Origin of the sequence: Xanthomonas sp. LF06-19, assembly GCF_034105425.1 — a bacterium.
GTDB classification, from domain to species: Bacteria; Pseudomonadota; Gammaproteobacteria; order Xanthomonadales; family Xanthomonadaceae; genus Xanthomonas_A; species Xanthomonas_A sontii.
This window is the reverse complement of the sequence record NZ_JAXGGH010000005.1, coordinates 87,301-110,363: the sequence shown is the minus strand read 5'-3', so window position 1 is coordinate 110,363 and position 23,063 is coordinate 87,301. Positions and strand designations below refer to the sequence as shown.

The following is a 23,063-nucleotide window of genomic DNA, read 5'->3' as shown; positions in this document are numbered from 1 at the left end:
ACGGCGGCTGACGCCGCCACCGCAGTCGCAGCGAACGACAGTCCAACCAGGAGAGCGACGGCGCCGCGTCGCACGCGCGATGCGGCGCCACCGGGGACAGGCATGCGACTCAAAACTCGGTCCTGATCCGCACCCAGAAGTAACGCCCCAGCGTGTCGTAGGTGAACGCATCGGTGTTGGCCGCGCTGGCATAGCCGTAGTAGCGCGGCGGCGTGCGATTGCCGAGGTTGTTCACGCCCAGCGCCAGGGTGGTATGCAGGCTCTCGAACTTCCGGCTCACGCTGGCGTCGTGGTAGGTCACCGTGCCGACCGGGAAGTACACGCAACTGCCGTCGGCGGCGGTGTTGACGCAGAAGTCCTCGTAGGTGCTGCCGACGGTGGTGCGCCCGATCAGCCGCGTGTTCCAGCTCGCGTGCCAGGGGCCGTTGTCCCAGTCGAGGGTGAAGTTGGCGCGCCAGCGCGGCAGGTTGCCGTAGCTGGATTGCTCGCCCACGTAGTTGTGCGGATCGCCGCTGAACTTGTAGCTGGACAGGTAGGTGGCATCGACACCGGCGCGGAAGCGGCCCCACGCCGTCTCCGGCAAGGCGTACTTGATGCCGACGTCGTCGCCGCGGATGTCGACCTTGCCGCTGTTGATCGCGAACGGCACGGTCACGCTGACCAGTTGCCCGGTGGGGCCGCGCTTGATCAGCGGACAGTAGGCGCTCTGGCCGTCGTAGCAGTTCTGCAGCACCTGATCCAGGCCGGTGCCGTTGATCATGTCGTCCAGGGTGACGCGCCAGCTGTCCAGATTCAGCGACAGACCCTCGGCCCAGCTCGGGTCGTACACCGCGCCGATGTTGTAGGAGCGCCCCTGCTCGGGCTTGATCGCAAAGCCCGCGTTGGCCGAGCCGGTGGTGAGCACGGTGAACGAGGAGCTGTTGACGAAGCTGCCGTTGGTCGGCACGTTGGCGCAGGCCGCGGGATTGCCGCCGCCGGTGTAGCCGTTGCACGGATCGGTATAGGTGCCGGCGTCGTCGACCACGCCGTTGAACGGGGAGCCGTACAGATCGCCCAGCGCCGGCGCGCGGAACACCTGCGAGCCGGTGGCGCGGATCAGCAGGTTGTCGATCGGCCGCCATTCCAGCGCCACCTTGCTGTTGGTGGTGCTGCCCCAGTAGTCGTAGCGCGAGTAGCGCGTGCCCAGGTTGAGGTTCAGCGCCTGCGCGCCGGTCACGCCCTTGAGCAGCGGTACCAGCACTTCGGCATACGCCTCCTTGATGGTCTCGTCGTGGCCCTGGTTCATGATGCAACCGTCGTTGTAGTCGCAGTTGCCGTCGGCATCGGCCGCCGCCACCGGATTGCTGGTGCCCTGCGAGAAGCCGTTCTTGCGGAACGACAGGCCGAACGCGGCCTGCACCGCTCCGGCCGGCATCGCGAACAGGTCGCCGTTGACGCTGGCCTCGGCGAACTTCATCGTGCTCTCGTCGATCAGGTCGACCGCGCTCTGGGTAGCCTTGATGCCGGCGATGGTGGCCGGATCGTCCGGGTTGAACACGTTGATCGGGGTACAGCCGGCGATGACGTTGCCGGGCGTACCGCACTTGATGGTGCCGTCGCTGTCGCGGAACGAGGCGCCCACCGCGTTGTTGAGCGCCGAGGTGATGGAGAAGCCGTTGCGCACCAGGGTGTCCTTGTAGTGCGCGTAGCCGGCCGCCGCATCCCACTGCCAGCTGCTGTCGCCGAACTTGCCGCGCAAGCCGGCGACGATGTTGGTCTGGTACATCGTCGAGGTGTAGACGCGGGTGTTGGCCGGCACCGAACGCAGCAGGTAGCGGCTGAGCTGGGCGCCGAAGGGGTTGTAGTAGTTCTGCGCGGCGTTGGGCAGTTCCAGGCCGTAGGCGGTGAGCTGCGAGGTGGTCTCGCTGCGGGTCCAGAACATGTCCAGGTAGCCCTGCACGTTCGGGGTGAAATCGAACGTGGCGTGTGCAGAGGCGTTGGTGCGCTGCACCGGGGTGATCAGGTACTGCCCGGTGTAGGAGTTGTAGCCTTCCACCGCCTGGCTGTAGGTATGGAAGTCGCTGGCGGTGACCTGGCCCGGCGCCAGGTTGGCGTTGGGCGTCAGCACGCTGCCATTGCGCAGGAAGGCGCGGGTGCCGTTGCCGCGGCGCTCCACCACCTGGCCGTTGAGATAGTTCTGCGCGGTGCGCGCGTAGTCGCGATCGCTGTCGTACAGCGCGTTCATCGAGCTGCGGCTCACGCCCAGGATCAGCCCGCCGCGGTCCCAGGTCTTGCCCCACTCCAGGCCGAGCGAGCGCCGGTTGCCGTCGCCGTGGGTGCTCAGGCCGTAGTCGGCGGTGGCGGCGAAGCCGTCGTACTTGTCCTTGAGGATGATGTTGACCACGCCGGCGATGGCGTCGGAGCCGTACACCGACGAGGCGCCGTCGGTGAGCACCTCGATGCGCTCGACCATGGCCGCCGGAATCGCGTTGACGTCCACGCCGGGCGCGGCGGCGACGCTGCTGGCCGGCCCGGCCATGCGATGGCCGTTGACCAGCACCAGGGTGCGCTCGGGGCCGAGGTTGCGCAGCGACACCAGCGCGCGACCGTGGCTGAAGCCGGAGTTGAGCGCGACGTTGGGCATGTTGCCGGCCATCGCCGGCAGTTGCTGCAGCAACTGGCCGAGGGTGTCCTGGCCGCTGTCCTCGATGCGCTGGCGGTCGATGGTGATGACCGGGCTTGCGGTTTCCGCATCGACCCGGCGCAGATGGCTGCCGGTGACGCTGATGCGTTCCAGCGTGGTCGCCTGGCTATCCTGCGTCGGCGCATCCTGCGCCTGCGCCGCCGGCGCGAGCAGGGCCAGGGCGGTGCAGATCGCCGCGGCCAGCGGACCGGGCTGCGGCGCGGCGCGCCAGGAACACGGGAGCAGCGGCGCAACGCGTTCGAGCAAAGACGGCATCGGAAATCTCCTGAGCGGCAGCCTGGCGTTCGCCGGAACGCCGCCCTTCCCCAGGCGGGCGCCCCGTCGCCAGCGCGTGTGGCGGATACGAAAACGGACGTGTCCACGCATGCGCCGCCGGACGGGACGATCCCGACGCCGCCTGCACGGCGACGCGCACGACCCATGCGCTGCGTCCCCGGTGACGTGCAGGAATCTCCCCCTTGGACATTCACTGCACGGTCACAATGTGCGCGTAGGACGCGCGTGGCGTCTTGTCGTATTTATCGGGAAAACGTGCGGAATACCGCACTGCCCCGCAGGCAGGCGGGACGTTTCCGACTTTTTCGCCACTCAGCCGTAGACGGCGGAAATCGCCACCGTCGCCGCGCTGCCGGCCGGCACCAGCACGCGCTCGTTGCGCGGCCCGGACAGCGCCGCCGGCTGCCCGTCCAGTTGCACCTCCTGCAGGCGGGTGCCGGCCGGCACGCGCAGGGTCAGCCAGGTGCGTGCCGGCCGCTGCGCCGGCAGCGTCACGCGGCCGTCGATGCGCTTGCGCGCCGGATCCCCGCGCAGCGCCAGCGACACCCTGCCCCAGCGCGTCGGCGCGGCGTCGATCGCGATCGTCTCGCCGCTGCCCAGCCAGTCGCGCGGCACCGCCCGCGCCAGGAACAGTTCCTCGCCGGCGCTGTCCTCGAACACCAGCATCCAGCGCAGCAGCAGCGGGATGGTCAGCTGCGCCGGGATGCAGAACAGCGGCATGCCGCCGGTGATGCCGGTGACCTCGCCCGCGGTCCAGCTGCCGCGGGTATGCACGTGGAAGCGGTGCGCGTACAGGAACAGCAGGTATTCCTCGATTCGGTCCAGGCGCAGCAACTGCTGCGCGTAGCCGTAGGAGATGAAACCAAGCAGGTCGCGCGCCTCCGGGGTCGGCGCGGTGATGTTGCCGACCACACCGAGGCTGGTGCCGCCGTGGCCGCGCACGCAGTCGATGACCAGGTGCGCCAGGTCGTCGGGCAGCACGTCGGCCTGCAGCAGTTCTGCATAGGCGCGGTGCGGCCAGCCCTGCTCGCTGGGATGCTCCTGCTGCAGCGACTGGCGGAACGTCAGCTTCACCCCCGGCAGCGGGCCGATGTACGGGGGCTGCAGATCGCGACGGATGTTGCCACGCAGCGTGCGCAGCAATTGCGTGGACAGTTGCTGCGCGCGGCGCTGCCATTGCGCCGCGGCGGCCTGCCCGCCGGGCCCGGCGATGCCGCTCCACACCGTCGCCAGGTCCTGCCAGCCGCGCACCGTCAGCGCGCTGTTGGCGTAGTACGGCTTCCACCACACCTGCGGATCGGGGAACAGGCACGCATCGGATTCGTTCCAGCCGTGGAGCAGGCCATGCCCCGGTGCCGATGCCGGCAGGCGCAGGCTGGCGTCGTGCAGCTCGACCAGCACCTGCGCGGTGGCGGCGATCTTGTCGCGGTGCTTGCGCAGCAGCGCGGCATCGCCGGTGTAGCGCAGGTAGCGCGCCAGCAGCGACAGGGTCAGCCCGAACTGCCCGGTCTCCGGGCCGCGCATGTTGACTATGCCGTCGGCCTGCACGAAATCGCTGAAATACCCGTCCAGCACCGCTGCCGCCTGACTGAAACGCCCCCATTCCAGGTTGGCGTACAGCGAACTGGTGAAGGTGTCCTGGAAGCCGTCGTACTCGTTGCCGTAATAGTCGCGGTCCACTGCACCGTACTTGGGATAGGTGCCGCCCGGACGCACCACCAATTCGCGGGCGAAGGCGAAGCGCGCCATGTCGCGCCAGCTCGCATCCGGAGTCTGCGCATGCACGGTGTCGGCGAGCTGCGCCTGCCAGTAGCCGGCGAAGGCGAGCAGGCCGCGGTAGAAATCCTCGGCGCTGCGCGGGCCGCGCCGCGGCGGGTAGTCGGGATAGCTGTAGCCGTACACGACCTTGCTGACCTTGCCATGCTCGACCAGCGCGCTGCGGTGCCAGGTCTGCACCACGAAGCGGTCCTCGGCCAGCACGTCGGCGAACAGCAGGATGTCGTAGTAGCGGCCCTCACCGGCCGGCACCACCTTGCGCACCGCCGGCATCCAGCCGCCGAGCAGGCCTTCGCTGCGGCGCCGCACCAACTCGTCCTTGCCCAGTTCCGGGAACGCCTGGATGGCGCGATAACAGCGGGTGCGCCCGTCCGGGTACACCGGCATGGTGTCGGCGCACTCGCGGGTACCGACGAAGGTGGTCCACGGCAGGCGCCCGTTGTAGTCCTTGGGATCCAGTTGCGAGGCCGGCGGCGGCGCCACGTCGCGCACCTCGTCGGCGCGCGGGTCGCCATCGCGCAGCAGGCGGTCGGCGAGCAGGTCGGCATCGGCCATCGCCACCTCGGCCAGGGCCATGCCGAAATACGGCGCCTGGGCGGCAGGGAACACCGCTTCGGTGCGCTTGCCCAGCACCAGCGCCCCGCCCGGCCCGCGCAGGGTCAGATCGCCGTCGGGCTGGCGCAGGTCTTCGTACACCTCCCAGGTCGCGCCGGCCTCGACGAAACGGCATTGCAGGGTGTGCCCGGCCAGCGCGTCGGCCGCCAGCGGCTGCAGTTGCGGCGGTGCAGGCGCACGCGCGGCGCTGGTCGCTGTGGGTGCCGCGGCGGCACGCCCGGCCAGCGCTTCCACGCCAGCAACCGCGCCGACGGCCAGGCCCTGACGCAGGAAATCTCTCCGATCCATCTACCGTCCCCGATGCAATGCGATCGTCGCATCCTGCGCTGCGCGCGCCGCAGCGTCTTGTGCGCTGTGCCGAGGATGGATGCGGAAAATCGCACAGCCGCGGCGTCGCGGCGATGTTGCGTTGCGGGAGCGCGACGCGCCGACGACGGCTTAGGCGAGCACGTCGAGCAGGCTGCCGATGCTGTCGTCGGCCGCACGCAGCACCCGCGCGTTGGCCTGGAAAGCGGTGCGCTCGGTCAGCGTGCCGACCATGTCGTCGACCAGATCGCTGCCCTGCCCGTCGGCCTGCCGCACCTGCCCGACCACGCCACCGCCGGCGCTCGCCTGGTTCACCGGGACCGAACGCTGGAAGCCCTCGGTGGCGAGGTTGGCGATGTTGTTGGCGCGCACCTGCAGCCCGGACGTGGCAGCGCGCATGCCGGACAGCGCGAGCGAGGAACTGGGAGCGATGGCGGTCATGGCAGGCCGTGGCGCAAGGAGACTTGCCGGGATATCGGCCGAGTTCGCGGCATCTTTAGGGGCGGGAGTCGGGATTGGGGATTCGCAGGAGCGAACGCATCGGCGCCGAGAGCAAAGGACCCTCTCCCGCCGGGAGAGGGTTGGGGCTGAGGGTACGGAAGCGCCGCGATGCCTGCGAAACCCCAATGCCTCCTCCGCCCCCTCATCCGCCCCTGCGTGGCTCCTTCTGCCGAAAGGTCAAGGAAACACGTCGAAGTATTGGCGATCGCGATCCACCCATCCATCAATTGTGCGATCGAAGTCAGATGATATTGCTGCCCTGTTCGCAGCGGACCGCGGATGGATCGCCACGTCATTCGGCCAAATTAATGTGTCATAAATATGAAATTATCTTGACGCCTCTTGAATGAACTGTTAATTTTATTTTCCTTAAAAATTCAGGGTATATATTCCGAAATACAAAATTCATTAAATAAAATTAGATTTCTTATCGAATTCCACTTGATTCACTTGACTCACTTGCAAGAGAGAAGAATGAAGATTTATAAAAAATCAGTCGTGGCATGCGCGTTGTTTTCCATTGCCGGAGCAGGCAATTGCGGAATAGGCGAGAACTCGTGGTTCTTCATGCCCTTGGAAAAAGTAACCTATGACTTCACCGCTGGCGAAGAACACATGGGCCTTGAAACAGGATGCGATTTCTTCGCCCCCGGCAATATCTTTTTTGCGATCACATACTCTGGCACGCCTGCAGCCGAAAAAAGAGTCTATGTCGAAACCGACGACCCCAGAAACGTCACGTACGACAAAGCCGCAAAGACGTTCTACGTCACAAATCCAAAGCGCATGGCAATAGGACTACCCTATGGCGGAACCTATACCATTAAAAATCGCTCATTAGCGACGATCAAAGGCGCCAACTGTGACGCCGGATTCTATTAAATCCACGATTTCCGAATGATCCGATGCCGCCACCGGAAGGCGGCATCTCTGACATTCATGCAGGCGCGCTCTACTTATCGCGCAACGCGTCCGTCCACGCCATTCCAACGCGGCGTCGGCTCCCCCAACAGATGCCGCACGAAGAAGTCGTACTGGCGCCGTTGCACGTAATCGATGGGACCGGTGGAGCGGCCGACGGTGTGTTCGCCGCCGGGCACGGCGAGCAGATCGAAGTCCTTGCCGGCCTTGATCAGTGCGTCCACCACCTGCGCGGTCGAGGCCGGGTCGACGTTGCTGTCCTGCTCGCCGACGATCAACAGCAGGTCGCCACGCAGCTTGGCCGCATTGTCCACACCGGAGGCGCGGGCATAGCTGGCGTCCACCGGCCAGCCCATCCACTGCTCGTTCCAACTGATCTTGTCCATGCGGTTGTCGTAGCACCCGGCATAGGCCACGCCGACCTTGTAGAAGTCCGGATGCCGCTCCAGCGCGCCCAGCGTGCTCTGCCCGCCGGCCGACGCGCCGTAGATGCCGACGCGGCCGATGTCGTAGGACGGATCCTGTGCGGCCAGCGCCTTGTGCCAGGCGATGCGGTCGGGGAAGCCGGAATCGCCGAGGTTCTTCCAGGCCACGTCGTGGAAGGCCTTGGAGCGGTTGGCGGTGCCCATGCCGTCGATCATCACCACGATGAAGCCCAGGTCCGCCTGCGCCTGCATGCCGATCTGCTTGTCGCCGCCGGAGTGATAGCCGAACGGCCAGAAGGTCTTGGGCACGAAGGAATCGTGCGGGCCGGCGTAGATGTTCTCGATCACTGGGTATTTCTTGTGCGGATCGTAGTCGCGCGGCCGCACCACCATGCCCCAGATGTCGGTCTTGCCGTCGCGGCCCTTGGCGACGAAGGTCTGCGGCGCGCGCCAGCCGGCGGCCTGCAGCTTGCGGATGTCGCCGCGCTCGACCACCTGCAGCAGGCGCCCGTCGATGGCATGCAGTTCCATCACCGGGGCCATGTCCGGACGCGAATACACGTCCACGTAATGGCGCCCATCGTCGGCGATGGCCACGTCGTGGTCGGCATCGGCCTGGGTCAGCCGGGTCAGGTGGCCGCCGTCGAAATCCACCGCGAACAGTTGCCGATAGTACGGATCCTTGCCCGCATCCGTGCCGCTGGCGGTGAACCAGATGCGCCGCTGTGCATCGTCCACGCGCAGCACGTCGCGCACGATCCACTCGCCCTTGGTGATCTGCGTCTTGATCCGGCCGCTGGCATCGTCGAACAGGTACAGGTGGCGCCAACCATCGCGCTCGGAGATCCAGAGGATTTCCTGGCCCAGGCCGTCGACATCGTGGTGGTAGCTGCGGTCGGCGTACACGAAGGTCTTGGCGTCCTCGCCCACCGCCACATGCGCCTTGCCCGTGGCCGCATCCACCGCGATCGCGCGCATGCGCTGGAAGCCGCGCTGCACGTAGTCGAACACGAAACTGGCGCTGTCGCGGCGCCACTGGATCGGCGAGAGCTGGTACGGGTTGGCGAACAGCGCGTCGTCGATGACCAGGCGCTTGGGCGCGCCGCCGCGCGCCAGCGCGCCGAGGTCGAACAGCACCGGTCGCTCGATATCCACCGCATCGCCGGGCTTGGGATACAGCTGCGTGCGCACGATCGGCTGGCCGCCGCCGGGCGGCGCCGCCTCGACCCGGGTGACGCGGCGGGGAAAGCCGGGCTTCACCCGGTACAGCGCCAGCCGCTGCGAATCCGGCGACCAGGCAATCGTTTCCGGGTCGTAGAAATCGTCGCTGCGGCCATCGTCGGCCAGGCGCAGCGTGTGGCCGTCCGCCACCGCGCGCAGCATCAGCGCATTGCCGTCGACATAGGCGTCCCAGCGTCCGTCCGGCGAGCGCCGCGGAGTGGCATCGGCCGGCACGCTGAGATCGCGCACCACACCGAAACCGCGCGGCCGCGGCTGCGGGCCGCTGTCGGCACGCGCGCAGACGTAGGTGGTGAGCGTGCAGCGCCACGGCGTCTCATCGAGCTCGAAGGCGATCGCCGCCTGCGGCTTGCCGCCCTCGGCGACGTAGGCGAAGCGCGTGAACGGCAGGCGCAGCGCCGGATAGGTGGTGCCGGTCGCCGCACTCAACGCGCGCGCCAACTGCTGCTGGTCGAACGCCGGCTGCTTGCGTTGGCTGGCCACGTCCTCGACCTCGAAGGCGAAACCGCCCGGCACGGTCTTGCGGTAGTAGAACGCGCCGTCGTCGCGCCACTGCGCCGGCCAGGTCACGTTCTCGGTCAGGCCGATCCAGGCCTCGCGCAGGCCCAGCGAGCGCTGGTAGTCGGCGACGCTGGGCGCGGCCTGGGCGGCGCCGGCGCAGCAGGCCAGTGCCATGACGATCGATACGACGAACTTGTTCATTCGGTTTCCAAAAATCTCATGACGCGCTGTTTCCCGTAGAGCGGCTTTAGCCGCGACGGGCTTTCCCGTTGACGTCTGCCGCAGACAATCCCACAAAAAGGGACAAGAACCGTCCTACGCCTCTCCACACACGCAACGGCTACTCCCCGTCATCCTCTTCCAACGCAAGTTCCTCCGGACGCAGGCCGCTGCGCGCGCCCCAGTGGTAGCACCCCAAGGCGATCGCGGCCACGCACAGCGTGTCCCAGGGATGGGCGATCCAGCCGCTGCCGCCGAAGGTGCCCAGACGCGACACCACCAGCACCAGCGCGAAGAACACGATCAGCCACAGCACACCGCGCACCTGCCGCCACAACCGTGCACGGCCGGCGGCGTTGGGCAGGCGGTACAGCACGTACAGCGCGAACATGGCGATCTGCAGGCCAAGCAGCCACGACAGCGTGTTCCAGGTCGACCAGTACACGATCAGGCCTGCGACGATGAACGACAGCGGCCCGAGCAGCGCCGCGCCGCGCAGCCGGAACGGCCGCGGCAGTTCCGGCGCGCTGCGCCGCAACGCGGCCACGGTCACCGGCGCCACCGCATAGCTCAGCACCAGCGCCGCCGACACCACGTTGATCAGCGCCTCCCACGAGGGGAACGGCAGGGTCCAGAACACCGACAGCCCCAGGCTCAGCCACAGCGCCGGGCGCGGGATGCCGGAGGCGGCGTCCACCTTGGTCAGCACCGGCATGAATCCGCCGCTGCGCGCCCAACCGTAGACCACCCGCGGCGTGGCGTTCATGTAGATGTTGCCGGTGCCGCTGGGCGAGATCATCGCGTCGCAGATCACCAGCGCCGCCAGCCAGCCCATGCCCAGCGCCAGGGCGATATCGTGGTACGGCAGCGAGAACGCCTTGTCGATGCCGCCCCAGCCGTTGACCAGATGTTGCGCCGGCACCCCACCGAGGAAGGCGAGCTGCAGCAGCACGTAGATCACCGTGGACAGCGCCACCGACAGGATCAGCGCGATCGGGATATTGCGCTGCGGATCGCGCACCTCGCTGGCCACCGACACGATCGGCGTGAGCCCGAGGTAGGCGAAGATGATGCCGCCGGCGGAGATCGCCGCTTCCACTCCGGCCGCGCCGAACGGCGCGAAGCCCTGCACGTGCAGGTTGCGCACATCGAAGTGCGCCATCAGCAGCACGATCACCAGCACCGGCACCAGGAACTTGAACACGCTGACGATGTTGTTGGCGGTGGCGAAGGTCTTGACGCTGTAGTAGTTGAGCAGGAAGAACGCGACCAGCAGCGCCAGTTGCAGCAGCCAGCCGGCGACACTGGGATGGGTGCTGCCGGCCTGGTTGAGCCAGGGGAACCACGCCGCGGCGTATTGCCGCGCCGCTTCCACTTCGATCGCGATCAGGCTGGAGAAGGCGATCAGGGTGATGAAGCCCATCAGCCAGCCCAGCAGCACGCCGTGCGAGTACTCCGGGTAGCGCACCACGCCGCCGGCGCGCGGCAGCGCCGCGCCGAGTTCGCAGTACACCAGGCCCAGCAGCAGCACCGCCACGCCGCCGGCGATCCACGAGACGATGCCGGCCGGCCCGGCGATCGCCGAGACGTGGCTGGCCGAGAACAGCCAACCGGACCCGAAGATCGAGCCCAAGCCGATGAAGGTCAGATCGGTGAGGCTCAAGCGCTTGTGGAACTTGCCTTGTGCGGCCATGGCGTCTCCCGCTGGATTGGTGTCACTGGCGATTCGATTATCTGCGGCGTTCCCTACCCTCACCCCAACCCCTCTCCCGGAGGGAGAGGGGCTTGTTGCTCCCTTCTCCCTCTGGGAGAAGGTGCCCCAAAGGGGCGGATGAGGGTCCGGGCGAAGCCTCGTGCAGTTGAAACACCGCATGCGCTTCGCGCCCGACCCTCACCCCAACCCCTCTCCCGGAGGGAGAGGGGCTTAGCACTCCCTTCTCCCCTCGGGAGAAGGTGCCCCGAAGGGGCGGATGAGGGTACGGGCGAAGCCTCGTGCAGTTGAAACACTGCATGCGCTTCGCGCCCCGACCCTCACCCCAACCCCTCTCCCGGGGGGAGAGGGGCTTATTGCTCCCTTCTCGCTCCGGGAGAAGGTGCCCCGAAGGGGCGGATGAGGGTACGGGCGAAGCCTCGTGCAGTTGAAACACTGCATGCGCTTCGCGCCCCGACCCTCACCCCAACCCCTCTCCCGGAGGGAGAGGGGCTTTTACTTCCCTTCTCCCCCCGGAAGAAGGTGCCCCGAAGGGGCGGATGAGGGGCCGGGCGAAGCCTCGTGCAGTTGAAACACCGCATGCGCTTCGCGTCCGAACCCTCACCCCAACCCCTCTCCCGGAGGAAGAGGGGCTTATTGCTCCCTTCTCCCTCCGGGAGAAGGTGCCCCGAAGGGGCGGATGAGGGTACGGGCGAGGCCTCGTGCAGCCGAACTACCGTATGCGCTTCGCGCCCCGACCCTCACCCCAACCCCTCTCCCGGAGGGAGAGGGGCTATTGCTTCGCCGCCTCCTTCGACCAAGGCGACTTCCCACCCTCGGCAATGAACCGGTCGATGCGCTGCTCCAGCACCGGCAGCGGCACCGAGCCCGTCTCCAGCACCGCGTCGTGGAACGCGCGGATGTCGAACTTCTCGCCCAGCGCCTGCTCCGCCTTGCGCCGCAGTTCCAGGATCTTCAACTCACCCAGGTAGTACGACAGCGCCTGTCCGGGCCAGGCGATGTAGCGGTCGACCTCGGTGGTCACCTCGTGCTCGCTGAGCGCGGTGTTGTCGCGCAGGAATGCCTGCGCCTGCTCCCGCGTCCAGCCATCGTGGTGGATGCCGGTGTCGATCACCAGCCGGCACGCACGCCACATCTGGTAGGTCAGGTAGCCGAAGCGGTCGTACGGGGTGTCGTACATCCCCATCTCCTGCCCCAGGTATTCCGAGTACACCGCCCAGCCCTCGCCATACGCGGAAATGAAGGTGTAGCGGCGGAAATCCGGCAGGTTGTCCTGCTCGGCCGCCAACGGCATCTGCAGCGCATGGCCCGGTGAGGACTCGTGCAAGGTCAGCGCAGCGAGGTTGTACAACGGCCGTGACGGCAGGTCGTAGGTGTTGACCAGGTAGATACCCGGGCCGCCACGGCCGCCGGTGTAGAACGGCGCCAGGTCCGCCGGCACCGGCTCGATCGCGAAGCGTTGCCGCGGCAGCCGGCCGATGTAGTCGCCGATCTTGCCGTCCACGCGCTTGGCGATCCACGCCGCGTCCTTGAGCAGTTCCTCCGGAGTCTTGGCGTAGAACTTCGGATCGGTACGCAGGTAGTGCAGGAACGCCGGGAAGGTCTGCTGCCCGGGCGGGGTCTTGAAGCCGCTGTCGGCGATCGCCTGGTCCATCTCCTTGCGCAGCCGCGCCACCTCCTTCAGGCCCACCGCGTGGATCTGCTCGGGGCTGAGGTCGAGCGTGGTGTATTCGCGGATCTGCGCGCGGTAGTACGCCGCGCCGTCGGGCAGCGATTCGGCGGCCAGCGCCGGGCGTGCCTTTGGCAGGTATTCCTCGCGCATGAAACGCAGCAGCTTGGCGTAGGCCGGCACCACCTGCTGGGCGATCGCCGTGCGCGCCTGCGCGCGCAACTGCGCCTGCAGCGGCGCCGGGATCGTCGCCGGCATCTGCTTGAATGGGGTGTAGAACAGATTGGTCTCGCCAGGCGCCTGCGCGACCTCGGCGATCGACTGGTCGCGACCCTGCAGGGTCACTTTGGGCTGGGCGAAACCGCGCGCCAGGCCGGCGCGCATGTTGACGATCTGCTCGTCGAAGTAGCGCGGGATGTCGGCGAGCTGTCCGAGATAGCGCTGGTAGTCCTCGCGGTTGCGCAAGGTGGCGCGCGCAGTGAACCCCAGGTCGCTCCAGAACGCGGAGTCGCTGTTGAACGGCATTTCCCAGGCGCGGAACCGCTGCTGGTCGAGCAGCACCTGCAGTTGCTGGCGATAGACCTGGTAGTTCACCTGGTCCTGCGCCGACAACTGCGCCGGGTCGATCGCATCCAGATCATGCAGCGTCTGCTGCCAGTAGGCGGTGCGCTGCGCCTGGGTGGCCGGATCGACCTTGGGCAGGTGATCGGCGGCCTGTCCCTGCGCGTCCTCGTCGTCGGCGCCGGCGAACTGCTCCTGGCGCCATTTCCACTCGCGCTGGTACAGCGCCTTGAAGCGCGCGCCGGCATCGCCGGCGGGGGCAGCGGCCGCCGGCGCGGCGGTCTTTGCGGGCGCGGCGGCGGCAGCACCCTGCCAGGCCAGGGTGCACGCGATGGCCAGGGCCAGCGCCGTGCGCAGTCGGGAACGGGAGGTCATCGCGAAGTCTCCGAAGTGGCGGGGGTGCCGGCCTGGACCTGGGCGATCCAGGCGTCGATGCGCGCGTCCAGCAGGTCCAGCGGCATCGCGCCGCCGCCGAGAATGGCATCGTGGAAGGCGCGGATGTCGAAGCGCTCGCCCAGCGCGCGCCTGGCCTTCTCGCGCAGCGCCAGGATGTCCAGTTCGCCGAGCTTGTAGCCCAGCGCCTGGCCCGGCCAGACGATGTAGCGGTCGGTCTCGGCCTGGATGCTGGGCTCGTCGTCGGACGGATGCGCGTGGAAGAAATCGATCATCTGCTGCCGGGTCCAGCGCTTGTAGTGCACGCCGGTATCCAGCACCAGCCGGTTGGCGCGCAGCAGTTCGCCGGCCAGGCGGCCATAGTCGCTGTACGGATCGCGGTAGAAGCCCACCTCCTTGCCCAGCCGCTCGGAGTACAGCGCCCAGCCTTCCACGTAGGCGTTGTAGCTGGATTGCTGGCGGAACGGCGGCAGCGGCAGGGTCTGCGCCAACGAGATCTGCAGGTGATGGCCGGGCACGCCCTCGTGATACGCGGTGGCCTCGATGTTGACCAGGGTGCGGTGCGCGTAGTCGCTGGTGTTGACCATCACCAGCCCCGGCTTGCTGCCCTGCGCATCGCTTTGCCAGTACTCGGCACCGGGCGCGGTGGCGCGGAACGCCGGCATCGCGCGCACCTCCAGCGGCGTCTTCGGCAGCGTACCGAACAACGTCGGCAGCTTCGGCTGCATCTGCGCGATGTCGTCGCGGTAGCGCTGCAGGATCTGCTCGGGCGAGGTGGCGAAGAACTTGCGATCATGGGCCACCGCCTTGCGTAGCGCAGCCAGATCGGCATAGCCGAGCTGCTTGGCGATGACGCCCATCTCGCCCTCGATGCGCGCGACCTCGGCCAGGCCGGTCTGGTGGATCTGCTCGGGCGACTGATCGGTGGTGGTCTGGGTGTGGATCGCGAAGCGGTAGCGGCGCGCACCATCGGGCAGCGACCACAGGCCTTCGTGGACGCGGCCCTGCGGCGCGTATTCGTCGGCGACGAAGTCGGCGAGCTTGCGATAGGCCGGGCGCACCTGCTGGTCGATCGCCGCGATCATCGCCGCGCGCAGGCGCGGTCGCTCCGCCTCCGGCACGGCCGCGGGGAATTGCTGCAGCGGCGCGGCGAACGGACTGTCGGCCCCGGCCGGCGCGGCGATCTCGCGCACCTGCGCGGGAATGCGCTCGAGCAGGTACTTCGGCTGCACCAGCCCGTCCCTGGCGCCGGCCCGCGACAGCGCCACCACCTGGTCGAGCAGCGCCGGGATCGCCTGCAGGCGCTTGATGTAGTCCTCGTAGTCCTTGACGCTGGCGAACGGAAACGCCTGCGCGTAACCCGGCAGCGCCACCTGGATGCCGCCCACCGGTTCCAGCGGCATCTCGTCGTTCTTCAGCGCGATCGCCTCCAGCCGGTCGCGCAACTGCCGCTGCATCATCTGCAGGCTCAACTGCTCCTGCGCCGACAGCGCCTTGGCATCGATCGCATCGAAGCGCGCCAGGAACGCAGCGGTGGCCTGGCGTTCGGCCTCCAGCGCGGCGAGCGAATAGTCGCTCCAGCGATCGTTGTAGCGGCTGTCGCCGATGATGCTGGCGAACTCCGGATGGTGTTCGAGCTGATACTGCCACTGCGCGTCGAGCAGCGCGTCGAAGGCCTGCGACGGCGAGGGGCTTGCCTTGGCCGGCGCCGTTGCGGCCGGCGTGGAAGGCGCCGACGGTGCCGACGGCTGACAGGCACTCAGCAGGGCCAGTGCCAGCATGCCGACGACGGGCAGACGTATGTGCTTCATCGAGGAACTCCGCAGGGCGGCACGCGCCCGTGACACACCGCGACGGCCGCCGCGCAAACGTTGCAGGCGGCCGCCCTGCGCATCAGGCGAACGGCCGGTCGATCGCCGGCGACGGGGGCGTGAACCACTGCGCGCCGTCCTCGGTGACGTAGAAATGATCCTCCAGTCGCACGCCGAACTCGCCCGGCACCACGATCATCGGCTCGTTGCTGCAGCACATGCCCGGGGCCAGCGCCAGCGCATTGCCGCGCACCAGGTACGGTGCCTCGTGGATGCTCATGCCGCAACCGTGGCCGGCGCGATGCGGCAGCCCCGGCAACTGGTAGTCCGGGCCGAGCCCGGCACGCTGCAGCACCTTGCGCGCGGCCTCGTCCACCACCGCGCAGGCCACGCCCGGCCGCACCGCGGCGAAGGCCGCCGACTGCGCGTCGTGCTCCAGTTGCCAGATGCGTCGCTGCTTCTCGCTGGGCTCGCCGAAGATGTAGGTGCGGGTGATGTCGGAGTGGTAGCCCTGCACCGTGCAGCCGGTATCGATCAGCACCAGTTCGCCCGGGCGCAGCGCCTGCACGCCGGGAATGCCGTGCGGATACGCGGTGGCATGGCCGAACTGCACGATGCAGAAGGTCGAGCCGTTGTCGGCACCGAGCGCGCGGTGCGCCTGGTCGATGAAGCGGGTCAGTTCCGCGGTGGTGATGCCCTCGCGGACCAGCCCGGCGGCCAGCCGCTGCACCTGCAGGGTCATGTCGCAGGCCTGCTGCATCAGCGCCAGTTCCGCCGGCGACTTGCGCATGCGGCAGCCGTCGACGATGGCCGCCGCATCGCGGATCGCGATCCGGCCCAGCACCGCCGTCAGCCCGGTGTGCACCGCAAAGGCCACGCCCGGGTCCAACGCTAGACTCTGCGCGTCCAGTTCTAGCAAGGCCTCGGCGACCAGCGCGTGCGGATCCTCGTGTTCCTGCCACAGGCGCTTGCGCACCGGCACCGATAGTACCGCGTCCAGCGAGCCTTCCTCGAACGCCGGGCAGATCAGCAGCGGATCGCCTTCGGCGGTGAGCAGCATCGCCACCAGGCGCTCGCTGGCGCCCCACGGCACGCCGGTGAAGTAGCGCAACGAAGCGCCGGCACCGATCAGCAACGCGTCGGCGCCGTGCGCGCGCATCAGCGCGCGCGCATTGGCCAGACGCTGCCGGTACTCCTGCTGCTGGATCGCCGGCGCGCGGTGCGGCCACGGCGCCAGTTGTGCGTGCGCCTGCTCCAGGGTCAACCCGCCGATCTGGGCTTGCTCGCTCATGCGCGCGGCTCCACGTCGGCGGTGCTCCAGCTGCCGTCGATCAAGCGCTGCACGCCGCTGGGATTGCGATCGCGCAGCAACGGCGGCAGCAGCGCGTCGGGCACGCCGTCGTAGCTGTGCAGCGCGGCGAAGCGGCGGATCGCCGCGGGCATGCCGACCGCAGTGAAGCCCGGGTGGCCGGTGCTCGGATACGGGCCGCCATGGTTCATCGCCGGGCTCACCGCCACGCCGGTCGGCATCTTGTTGCAGATCAGGCGACCGACCCGCGGACGCAGCGCCGCGGCCAGCGCGGCGAAGGCCATGTCGTCGCTGCCATCGGCGGCGCGATAGAGCGTGCCGGTGAGATTGCCCTCGAAGCTGCGCGCCAGGGCGGTCAACTGCCCCAACCCGCCGCCGCGCACGATCAGGCTGACCGGGCCGAACGCCTCGGTCTGCAGCGCCTCCGGCTGCTGCAGGAAGGCCTCGGCCGACACTTGCAGCAGCGTCGGCGCATGCCGATAGCCGGGGCCGGCATCGGCCTCGCCACCGGCCAGCACCGTGGCGCCGGCATCGCGCAGCGTGCCCACGCTGCGCTGCAGATGCTCCAGCACGCCGCGCGAGAACAGCAGCGCCGGCGCAGCAGCGGCGAAATGCGCGGTGGCTGCGGCGACGAAGGCATCGCCGGCCTCGCCCTCGGGCACCACCACGATGCCCGGGTTGGTGCAGAACTGGCCGCTGCCCATGGTGCAGGAGGCGAAGAACTCCTGCGCCAGCGCCGCACCGCGTTCGGCCAGCGCGCCCGGCAGCAGGAACACCGGGTTGACGCTGGACAACTCGACATAGGCCGGCACCCCGGCGCGGTCGGCGGCGGCCTTCAGCGCCAGCCCGCCGGCACGGCTGCCGGTGAAGCCGATCGCGCCCAGCCGCGGATCGCCTGCCAGTTCCAGGCCCAGCGTGTTATCGAAGTGATACAGCAACTGCACCGTCGCCGCCGGCAGGTCGTTGGCCAGCAGCGCCTGGTGCGCGAGCTGGGCCAGGCGCTGGCTGGTGGCCGGATGCGAAGGATGCGCCTTGGCGATGACCGGATTGCGCGCGGCGATGGCCGAGGCGAAATCGCTGCCGGCCACCGCGTTGAACGCGAACGGGAAATTGTTCGGACCGAACACCAGCACCGGCTTGTGCAGCGGCCCCAGCTGCGCGCGCAGGCCCGCCGCGGTGTCGATCACCGGCTGCGCCCAGCTGTGGCTACGCACTGCCTGCGCGGCCTGGCGCAACTGCCCGCTGGCGCGCGGCAGCTCCACCTTGGCCAGGCGCGGCTCCACCGGCAGGCCGGTTTCGGCATGGGCCAGCGCCACCAGACGTTCGACGTCGGCGTCGATCGCGTCCGCGTACGCATCCAGGAACCCGGCGATGCGTTCCGGCGCGGCCGCGGCCAGCGCATCGGCGCTCAGCGCCGCCGCGCTCAGCGCCGCTTCCAGATCGGCGGCGCCGCTGATCGGGAACGACGGGCCGAACTCGCTCCCGTCGCGCGGATCCTCGGCGCGGAAACTGCCGCGCTCTTCCAGCGAGGCCTGCCAATGGCCGGCCAGCAACAGCGGTTGCGTGCTCATCTCAGTGCCCAGGGTGGGTGGCGATGGCGTGGTCGATGACCTTCAGCGCGGCCTCGCGCTCGGCGCCTTCCAGCACCAGCCGCGGCGCGCGCACGCGCTCGCTGCCCAGGCCGACCTTCTCCTGCACCAGCTTGATCAGCTGGACGAACTTGGGCACGGTGTCCAGGCGCAGCAGCGGCAGGAACCAGTCGTACAGCGCCTTGGCCGCCGGGTAGCCGCCGTCGCGGGCCAGCTCGAACAGCTTCACCGACTCCTTCGGATACGCGTTGACCAGGCCGGCGATCCAGCCCTTGGCGCCCATGCTCAGGCCTTCGACGATCGCATCGTCCATGCCCACCAGCAGCACCAGGCGGTCGCCGAGCAACTCGCCCAGCGCGGCGAAGCGGCGCACGTCGCCCGAGGATTCCTTCACCGCCTGCAGGTTCGGGAACTCGGCGGCCAGTTCGGCGATCTGCGCCGGGCTGAAATCGGTCTTGTAGGCGATCGGGTTGTTGTACAGGATCGCCGGCAGGTCGGTGGCGGCGATCACCGCGCGCATGTGCGCGCCCATTTCGCGCCAGTCGGTGGAATACACGTACGGCGGCAGCACCATGAGGCCACCGCAGCCGACCTGCTTGGCCGCCTGCGCCAGGCGCACGGCCTCGTCGGTGGACAGCGCGGCGATGCCCGGCACCACCGGGATGCGGCCGTCGACCGCCTGCACCAGGGTCTTCAGAACCGCCAGCTTGTCGTCGAAGCTCAGCGTGGCCGCCTCGCCCAGCGAGCCCAGCGGCACGATCGCAGTGCAGCCGGCGTCGATCATGAGCTGCGCATGCTTAGCCAGGAACGCGTGGTCGATGCTGCCGTCGGCGTTGAACGGGGTGGTGATGGCCGGCAGCACGCCGTACCAGAAGGAAGCCTTGCTCATGGAAGTACACCTTGTGGAGAGTTGCGAAGGGAGGCCGCGCGCGAGGACGCGACGGAATCGGCGTCCGGACCGGGATCCGGACAGGGATGGGCCAGCGCGTCCAGACGCGCCGGGAACAGCGGCGGCCGGCGGCCGTCGTCGGAGAAATCGGCGGCGCGCGTGGCCAGGCCAAGTTCGGTCAGCGCACTGCCGCAGATGCGGCCCTGGCAGGCGCCCATGCCGCAGCGCGAGGCCAGCTTGGCGTCGCGCAGGTCGGCATGGCCCTGCAGCGCGGACAGCGGCACGTCTTCGCAGCGGCACACCAGCGTGTCCGGCGCGGCCAGCGCGTGGATGCGTGGATCCAGCGCGAACTGGCGCTGCAGCAGTTCAGCGAAGGCGCGCGCACGTCGCCGCTGCGGCTGCAGCGCCTGCGCAGCGGCGTCCTGGCCGGCGGCCAGGTGGCCGGCGATGGCGCCTTCCACCCGCGCGCAATCGCGCCCGCCGATGCCCAGCGCCTCGCCCGCTGCGTACACGCCGTCGACGCTGGTGCGCAGTTGCGCATCCACCGCCACGCACGGATGCGCGCCGCTGCGGCCCAGCCGGCAGCCCAGCAGTTGCGCCAATTCCACGTTCGGCACCAGGCCGTAGCCCACCGACAGTTGATCGCAGGCGAGACGGCGGCGGCCGCGCGGGCCGTCGATCTCCGCCTCTTGCACGCGGCCCTCGCCGTACGCGGCCAGCACCACGCTGCCGGCGTGGTAGCCGACCCCGGCCAGTTGCGTGCGCAGCGCCAGCGCCTGCAGCGCCTTGTCCGGCCAACGCAGCGGCAGCTGCGCGGCGAACGCGGCCAGCGCGCGCCACGGCGCCTGTTCGACGATGCCCAGCACCTGCGCGCCGTGGCGATGCAGCGTCGCCGCCGAGGCCAGCAGCAGCGGCCCGCTGCCGGCGACCAGCACGCGCCGCCCGCGCAGCGGCCAGCCCTGCTTGGCCAGCGCCTGCGCGCCACCTGCACCGGTCACCCCGGGCAGGGTCCAGCCCGGGAACGGCAACAGCAACTCGCGCGCGCCGGTGGCCAGCACCAGCGCGTCGTAGCCCAGCCAGCGCGGGCCATCGGGTCCATCGGTGAGCAGTTGCCGGTCCTGCGCCAGCAGCACCTGGGTCTGCGGCAGGAAGGTCACTGCGCTCGCCGCCAGCTGCGCCAGCGCGCGCGCGGCCAGGCGCGGCGGCACCTGCGCCACATCGTGGCGCCAGATCTGCCCGCCGGCACGCGCCTGCAGATCGACCAGGCCGACCCGGCGACCATGCCCGGCCGCCGCCAGCGCCGCCGCCAGCCCGGCCGGCCCGGCGCCGATCACCAAGACCTCGAAGTGGGTGCGCGGCTCAGCCATCGGTCCACACCTGCATGCCGTCGCGCGCCGGGGTGATGCAGGCGCGCAACTGGCCGACGCGGTCGATGCGCACCCGGCACTCGGCGCACACGCCCATACCGCACAGCGGCGCGCGCGGCTGGCCGCTGCGCGAGCGGCGGAAATGCGTGGCCACCTGCGCCACCGCCGCGGCCACGCTGCTGCCATCAGGCACTTCGACGTCGCGGCCGTCGACCTGCAGGCGCAACATGCGCGCACTCATGCCAGCGCCCGCGCCGGCGCGTACGGCGCCGCGTCGATGGCCGTGGGCCGCTGCAGCAACTGGTCCAGCAGCAGGCGCGCACTGCCCAGCGCCGTCGTCACGCCCAGGCCCTCGTGGCCGGCCGCAACCCACACGTCGCGCCGCTCCGGCACCGCGCCCAGGTACGGGCGTCCGTCCGGCGTGGCCGGACGCAGGCCGGTCCACACCCGGATCGCCTGCAGTTGCCGCAGGCCCGGCAGGAACGCGAAGGCGCGCTCCAGCATCCGCTGCAGCATCGGCATCGACACCGCGCGGTCGGTCGCATCGAATTCGCGCGAGGAGCCGATCAGGAGTTGCCCGGTCGGCCGCGGCTGCACGTTGAACGCCACGCTGCTGCCGTCGCTGCCGTGCGCGCTGTCGGCGTAGCCCAGTTCCAGCAATTGATGGGCGACGAAGCCCGGATAGCGGTCGGTGATCACCAGTTGCCCTTTGCGCGCGCGCATCGGCAGTTCCGGCAACAGCTCCGGCACGGCGCAGCCGGTGGCGACCAGCACTGGGCCATGCAGCGCGCTGCCGTCGTCCAGACGCACGCCGGCATCGGCCAGCGCAGTGGCGCGACGCCCGGCGTACAGCTGCGCACCGGCGGCGCAGGCACGCTCGACCAGGTAGCGCGCCATCCGCGGCGGATACACCACCGCCTCGGCGGCCACGCACATGCCGCCGGCCAAGCCCGGCACCAGCGCCGGCTCCAGTTGGTACAAGCGCTGCGCATCGAGCGCTTCGGCGTGCACGCCGGCCGCGGCCAGGCGCTGGATCTTGGCCGGAATCGCCTCCAGTTCGCGCGCCTCGCGCGCCACCCACAGCGTGCCGCAGCGACTGAACTCCGCCTCGGGCAGCGGCGCGAATTCTTCCCACAAACGCAGCGAGTACGCCGACAGCGCCAGTTCCGCCGGATCGTCGTCCATCGCCACGAGATGACCCATCGCCGCGGCGGTGGAACCGCCGCCGATGCTGCCCGACTCGACGATCGCCACGCGCAGGCCGGCGGCCGCCGCCGCATCGGCGCAGGCCGCGCCGACGATGCCGGCGCCGACGACGATCAGGTCGAAACCGCTCATGCGGCGCCGATGCCCCAGGCGAACGGATCCTGCGGATCGATCGACAACTGCGCGCGCGCAGTGATGTAGGCCTGCCCGGTGATGCGCGGCAGTACCCCGCGCGCACCGGCCGTGTAGCTGCCCTCGAACACGCTGCCGAGGATGCCCTGCTGCCGCCACACCTGGCCCGCCGCCAGCTTGCCGTCGGCGGCCAGGCACGCCAGCTTGGCGCTGGTGCCGGTGCCGCAGGGCGACCGGTCGTAGGCCAGGCCCGGGCACAGCACGAAGTTGCGCGCGTCGGCGCTGGCGTCCGGCGCCGGCCCGTTGATCTCGATGTGGTCGATCTCGCCGCCGTCGGCGCCGCGGATGCCCGCCGCCTCCAGTGCCAGCCGCAGCGCCTCGGTGTAAGCGGTCAGCGCGCGCTGGTGGCGCAGTTCCAGCGCGCACGGGGTCTGTTCGGTGATGAAGAACCAGTTGCCGCCCCAGGCGACGTCGCCGCGCACGCGCCCGTACTCGGGCACCTGCACTTCGACGCCGGTGGCGTGGCGGTAGCTCTCGACGTTGTCGACCGAGACGCGGCCGTCGGCGTGCAGTTCCACGCCGACCGTGCCCACCGGCGTCTCGATGCGGTGCGTGCCCGCGCTCAGCCGGCCCAGTTCGGCCAGCGTGCGCACCAGGCCGATGGTGCCGTGGCCGCACATGCCCAGGTAGCCGACGTTGTTGAAGAAGATCACCGCCGCGCAGGCATCGGCGGCCACCGGCGGCAGCAGCAGCGCGCCGACCATGGTGTCCGAGCCGCGCGGTTCGCAGGCGATGGCGCTGCGCCAGGCGTCGAAGCGCGTGCGGAACAGCTCCCGGCGCTCGGCCAGGGAACCGGTTCCCAGATCGGGGAAGCCGGAGACGACGACACGGGTCGGTTCGCCGGCGCTGTGCGAGTCGATGACATCGAGTGTATGCATGGGGCCATGCTCACATTCGGCACCGT

Annotated in this window: 15 protein-coding genes; 1 reads left to right on the top strand and 14 read right to left on the bottom strand. The window is 69.3% G+C overall.

Going from position 1 to position 23,063, the window contains the following annotated elements; all coding sequences use genetic code 11:
• Positions 1–109: 109 nt before the first annotated feature.
• The 3 genes from SLW55_RS11595 to SLW55_RS11585 all read right to left on the bottom strand — a co-directional run bounded on the left by SLW55_RS11595 (position 110) and on the right by SLW55_RS11585 (position 6,097).
• On the bottom strand, positions 110–2,938 hold the full coding sequence (locus SLW55_RS11595; protein WP_320745155.1) for a TonB-dependent receptor: 2,829 nt from the start codon (positions 2,936–2,938) through the stop codon (positions 110–112).
• 333 nt (positions 2,939–3,271) lie between these two features.
• Entirely contained in the window at positions 3,272–5,638 is a 2,367-nt protein-coding gene (locus tag SLW55_RS11590) for a Tat pathway signal protein (protein WP_320745154.1), read from the bottom strand.
• Positions 5,639–5,788: 150 nt separating this feature from the next.
• Positions 5,789–6,097, bottom strand: a complete 309-nt coding sequence (locus SLW55_RS11585) for a flagellar basal body protein (RefSeq protein ID WP_152235770.1) — start codon at positions 6,095–6,097, stop codon at positions 5,789–5,791.
• A gap of 534 nt (positions 6,098–6,631) precedes the next feature.
• Between SLW55_RS11585 and SLW55_RS11580 the strand changes: the two genes are divergently transcribed.
• Positions 6,632–7,039, top strand: coding sequence for a hypothetical protein (locus tag SLW55_RS11580; RefSeq protein ID WP_152181887.1), 408 nt, complete (start codon positions 6,632–6,634; stop codon positions 7,037–7,039).
• A 74-nt stretch (positions 7,040–7,113) separates the two neighbouring features.
• Here SLW55_RS11580 and SLW55_RS11575 read toward each other — a convergent pair whose 3' ends face one another.
• From SLW55_RS11575 to SLW55_RS11525, 11 genes are all read right to left on the bottom strand, one after another.
• Entirely contained in the window at positions 7,114–9,444 is a 2,331-nt protein-coding gene (locus SLW55_RS11575; RefSeq protein WP_320745153.1) for a DPP IV N-terminal domain-containing protein, read from the bottom strand.
• Positions 9,445–9,583: 139 nt separating this feature from the next.
• Positions 9,584–11,155 (bottom strand): APC family permease, encoded by a 1,572-nt coding sequence (locus tag SLW55_RS11570; protein WP_320745152.1) that lies wholly within the window; start codon positions 11,153–11,155, stop codon positions 9,584–9,586.
• A gap of 790 nt (positions 11,156–11,945) precedes the next feature.
• Positions 11,946–13,778: a DUF885 family protein gene (locus tag SLW55_RS11565; RefSeq protein WP_320745151.1), complete on the bottom strand. Its 1,833-nt coding sequence runs from the start codon at positions 13,776–13,778 to the stop codon at positions 11,946–11,948.
• Positions 13,775–15,607, bottom strand: coding sequence for a DUF885 family protein (locus tag SLW55_RS11560; RefSeq protein ID WP_320745150.1), 1,833 nt, complete (start codon positions 15,605–15,607; stop codon positions 13,775–13,777). Before SLW55_RS11560 ends, SLW55_RS11565 begins: the two co-directional genes overlap by 4 nt.
• Positions 15,608–15,689: 82 nt before the next feature.
• Positions 15,690–16,898, bottom strand: coding sequence for a Xaa-Pro peptidase family protein (locus tag SLW55_RS11555; RefSeq protein WP_320745149.1), 1,209 nt, complete (start codon positions 16,896–16,898; stop codon positions 15,690–15,692).
• A complete protein-coding gene (locus SLW55_RS11550; protein WP_320745148.1) occupies positions 16,895–18,487 on the bottom strand; it encodes an aldehyde dehydrogenase family protein in 1,593 nt (530 codons plus the stop codon). The genes SLW55_RS11555 and SLW55_RS11550 overlap by 4 nt, the downstream gene beginning before the upstream one ends.
• 1 nt (position 18,488) lies before the next feature.
• Positions 18,489–19,394, bottom strand: coding sequence for a dihydrodipicolinate synthase family protein (locus SLW55_RS11545; RefSeq protein WP_150411089.1), 906 nt, complete (start codon positions 19,392–19,394; stop codon positions 18,489–18,491).
• Positions 19,391–20,761: an FAD/NAD(P)-binding oxidoreductase gene (locus SLW55_RS11540; RefSeq protein WP_267084822.1), complete on the bottom strand. Its 1,371-nt coding sequence runs from the start codon at positions 20,759–20,761 to the stop codon at positions 19,391–19,393. The genes SLW55_RS11545 and SLW55_RS11540 overlap by 4 nt, the downstream gene beginning before the upstream one ends.
• The gene (locus SLW55_RS11535; RefSeq protein WP_170268107.1) at positions 20,754–21,002 is read right to left on the bottom strand and encodes a (2Fe-2S)-binding protein; all 249 of its coding nucleotides are present in this window, start codon (positions 21,000–21,002) and stop codon (positions 20,754–20,756) included. The genes SLW55_RS11540 and SLW55_RS11535 overlap by 8 nt, the downstream gene beginning before the upstream one ends.
• On the bottom strand, positions 20,999–22,099 hold the full coding sequence (locus SLW55_RS11530; RefSeq protein ID WP_295917732.1) for an FAD-dependent oxidoreductase: 1,101 nt from the start codon (positions 22,097–22,099) through the stop codon (positions 20,999–21,001). Before SLW55_RS11530 ends, SLW55_RS11535 begins: the two co-directional genes overlap by 4 nt.
• Positions 22,096–23,037, bottom strand: coding sequence for a proline racemase family protein (locus SLW55_RS11525; protein WP_152238196.1), 942 nt, complete (start codon positions 23,035–23,037; stop codon positions 22,096–22,098). The genes SLW55_RS11530 and SLW55_RS11525 overlap by 4 nt, the downstream gene beginning before the upstream one ends.
• Positions 23,038–23,063 lie beyond the last annotated feature (26 nt).